The organism is uncultured Arcobacter sp. (genome assembly GCF_937982575.1).
Lineage (GTDB): Bacteria > Campylobacterota > Campylobacteria > Campylobacterales > Arcobacteraceae > Arcobacter.
Window position 1 is genome coordinate 1 of record NZ_CALJLR010000022.1, and the last position, 2771, is coordinate 2771.

Annotated in this window: 6 protein-coding genes; 5 read left to right on the forward strand and 1 reads right to left on the reverse strand. The window is 30.2% G+C overall.

The features are described 5' to 3' along the window. The first annotated feature begins 93 nt into the window (after positions 1-93). From Q0617_RS12705 to Q0617_RS12720, 4 genes are all read left to right on the forward strand, one after another. Positions 94-264 (forward strand): hypothetical protein, encoded by a 171-nt coding sequence (locus Q0617_RS12705; RefSeq protein WP_298753703.1) that lies wholly within the window; start codon positions 94-96, stop codon positions 262-264. Further along, a complete protein-coding gene (locus tag Q0617_RS12710; protein ID WP_298753704.1) occupies positions 258-662 on the forward strand; it encodes a hypothetical protein in 405 nt (134 codons plus the stop codon). Before Q0617_RS12705 ends, Q0617_RS12710 begins: the two co-directional genes overlap by 7 nt. Before the next feature lie 44 nt (positions 663-706). Next, positions 707-1336, forward strand: a complete 630-nt coding sequence (locus Q0617_RS12715; RefSeq protein ID WP_298753705.1) for a hypothetical protein — start codon at positions 707-709, stop codon at positions 1334-1336. A gap of 72 nt (positions 1337-1408) precedes the next feature. Then, positions 1409-1561 carry a hypothetical protein gene (locus tag Q0617_RS12720; protein ID WP_298753706.1) on the forward strand — a complete coding sequence of 51 codons (153 nt, stop codon included), beginning with the start codon at positions 1409-1411 and terminating at the stop codon, positions 1559-1561. 139 nt (positions 1562-1700) lie between these two features. Here the strand turns inward: Q0617_RS12720 and Q0617_RS12725 are convergent, their stop codons facing one another. After that, positions 1701-2306: a hypothetical protein gene (locus tag Q0617_RS12725; protein ID WP_298753707.1), complete on the reverse strand. Its 606-nt coding sequence runs from the start codon at positions 2304-2306 to the stop codon at positions 1701-1703. Positions 2307-2492: 186 nt separating this feature from the next. On the opposite strand from Q0617_RS12725, the gene Q0617_RS12730 reads away from it, so the two are divergent. Further along, positions 2493-2771: recombinase family protein (locus Q0617_RS12730; RefSeq protein ID WP_298753709.1), on the forward strand; the 279-nt coding region annotated here is incomplete at its 3' end.

Here is a 2771-nt window from a genome sequence, read left to right on the forward strand (position 1 = left end):
TATTTTTTATAATCATAGTTGATTTGGAATTTACAGAAATTATTTTACACTACCATTTTGGCAGGTTACTGGGTTATCGCAGATTATAGCTCTATGCTAGCGTTTATACACAGTGTAAGTGACAATGCTTTTGCAGAGTTTGTTGTATGGATGCCATTTATATTTGCTTGGTTCAAGCCAGATAAGAAAGGTAATGCAAATGCTTACTATCACAGACAAGCAAATTTTTGGGCTATGTATGACACTACTGGAGTAAGATGGTAGTGTCAAGAGTTTATCTCTTTTTTCTATTGACATATTTTTTTGGAAATTCCTATCTACATGCTGATGATATAGGAAGAATAATCGATTGTGAAACTTCAACTATGACTTATGAATATGTAAAATGCAAACCAAGCAATAAGGTCTTTGAAGTTATAGACATTTTACAAGATGGTTGGATTGCAGTTAATAACCATTCATTTTATGTGACTTTTAAAAAGGTAAAAAATTTTCAAAAGGTCATGATGTGTCTTGAGTCAAATAGATTTCCAAACTATTTAGGAAATTGCAAGAGTGATGATTTTGATAAACCAAAAACTTGGCTGAGAGAAGATGCTATAAAAAACGGTTGGAAATTTACATTAGCCATAGGCGATACAGTTTATTATGTTCAAGAATAGTGTTATAATGTTAAGCAATTGTTAGCTTACAAAAGGATGTTTTGATGCCATTACAAAATAGGGTTAACCCAAAAGGTGAAATTAAAGCTGTAAAATCAAGAGGTGCATTTCTTGGAAATCGTGGCATTATCCATAACGAGGAAAAAGAAATTATTTCACCTTTTAAAATAAAAGGTTGGGTAACTTGTCAATTAGAATTCAAAGGTAGAAAACGAGAGTTAATGGCAAAAGGTAAATATACTGAGCTGTTTTTTTTAGATGAAGCAACAGCATTTTCAGCAGGGCATCGTCCTTGTGCAGAATGTAGAAGACAAAGATATAATGAATTTAAAGAAAAATGGCTAGAAGCAAATCAAAGCTTACTTCTTGATAATTCAACAAGTATAGCTAATATTGATAAAATTATTCATCGAGATAGAATCAACAAGAAACAAAAAGTTACATATCAAGATAAAATGAATTTATTGCCAAATGGTACAATGATAGAAATTGATTCTATTCAATATCTTATTTGGAATAATAAAGTGTTCAAATGGACATTTGAAGGTTACGAATCCACAAAAATAAACATTACAAATAATGATGTTATAGTTTTAACACCAAAATCATATGTTGAAATGTTTAAGAAAGGATTTACTCCTACTGTTCATATCAGTTTACAAATAGAAACTTAACGAGATATTGGAAAGAAATATGAAACCAACTGATACTTGAGTGTATTAAATTGCTTCATTTAGGAGGTTTTTATGCCGTTTTTATTGCTTTTAATTGCACTGTTTATTTTCGCATTACTTCGTGGTGAGCAGAATGCATCATTTGTTATTTTGATGATGATTGTGACCGCACTACTTGCAACATACTACAAACCATTTAGAGATTCTTTGAGAGAGTTTTTTTAGGATGTATTTATGTCAGCTTTAGAGATTACATTTCTCCCTTTAGTACTTTTTACCGTTGTGGTTGCCATAGGGAAATTTAGATACGAAAACGGTTACTCAAAATACAGCCCATTGTATAAAGCCAAAAGTTAGCTATATGCTAGTTGAGTATTTTCTCTTCTAAGCGTATTATTTCACTTTCTAAGTTATCGTATTTGATTTTTATTGGGTTTAATTTTTCCAGACTTGATAGTGTTATGCTTTTTTGATTTTTAACTTTCATGTTGAGGATCGAAGTTTCTAAGATATAAAAATCCCATTGTGATAAATCCAGTGGATTGACACTGTTTTTGTTTTTGTGAGCTAATACACAAAATATATAAATATCTGATTGGCGTATTTGCTCAGTTGGATTAGTTCTATTTTCATGAGTAGGTTGAATCCCAAAAATAATCTTAGATAGTTCTGCTTGCTCCCAACTTTGAAGATATGAAGATGATTTGATTTCAATTTTTAGTCCATTTTTTGTTTTTAGGTCATAAGCATCCCACTCTTCTCTTGGACTATGAAGCTGGTCTATTGTTGATGCGACTATAAATTCAGCCAAAATTCCACGCAGTGCATTTCCCAATAGTTCTGAGCTTGACCAACTCCAAAAAGAAAGAACATTTAAGGGAAGTTTTTCGCCGTCAAATATGAATTGTTCATTACCTGTTTTTAAAACTGTTTCAATTGCTGGTAAAATAGTTTTATCCTTTGCTATCAAATTATTTGTTAGATATTATCTCTAATATTTATAAAAATACTTATTAATTTAGAAGTAAAGGAATATCTTTTTACTTTTTAATGAACATTAGATACTATTTTATTTTTACTAATAAAAGTATATATAAATAGTAAAAATATAAAACTATTTATGCTATAATTATATTAATTGGTAAATGAGGTAAAAATGGCAAAAACTATAGGGTATATTCGAGTTAGTACAGACCAACAAGATTTACAAAATCAACAGCACTCAATTTTAAATTATGTAAATAAAAACGCACTTGGTAAAGTTGAATTTATTGAAGTGAAGATGAGTAGTCGCAAAAAAGATGAAGATAGAAAGATAGATGAGCTTTTTGAAACTCTACAAGCTGGTGATCACTTAATAGTATCAGAACTTAGTCGTATATGTCAAGTGCAAACCAAAAGTGCACCAATATGCAGTGCAAAAGTGCACCACTTC

Excerpts from the sequence above, each read along its gene's own strand:
- Q0617_RS12715 (WP_298753705.1), top strand. The coding sequence starts at position 707 with ATGCCATTACAAAATAGGGTTAACCCAAAAGGTGAAATTAAAGCTGTA.
- Q0617_RS12710 (WP_298753704.1), top strand. The coding sequence starts at position 258 with ATGGTAGTGTCAAGAGTTTATCTCTTTTTTCTATTGACATATTTTTTT.
- Q0617_RS12705 (WP_298753703.1), top strand. The coding sequence starts at position 94 with ATGCTAGCGTTTATACACAGTGTAAGTGACAATGCTTTTGCAGAGTTT.
- Q0617_RS12720 (WP_298753706.1), top strand. The coding sequence starts at position 1,409 with ATGCCGTTTTTATTGCTTTTAATTGCACTGTTTATTTTCGCATTACTT.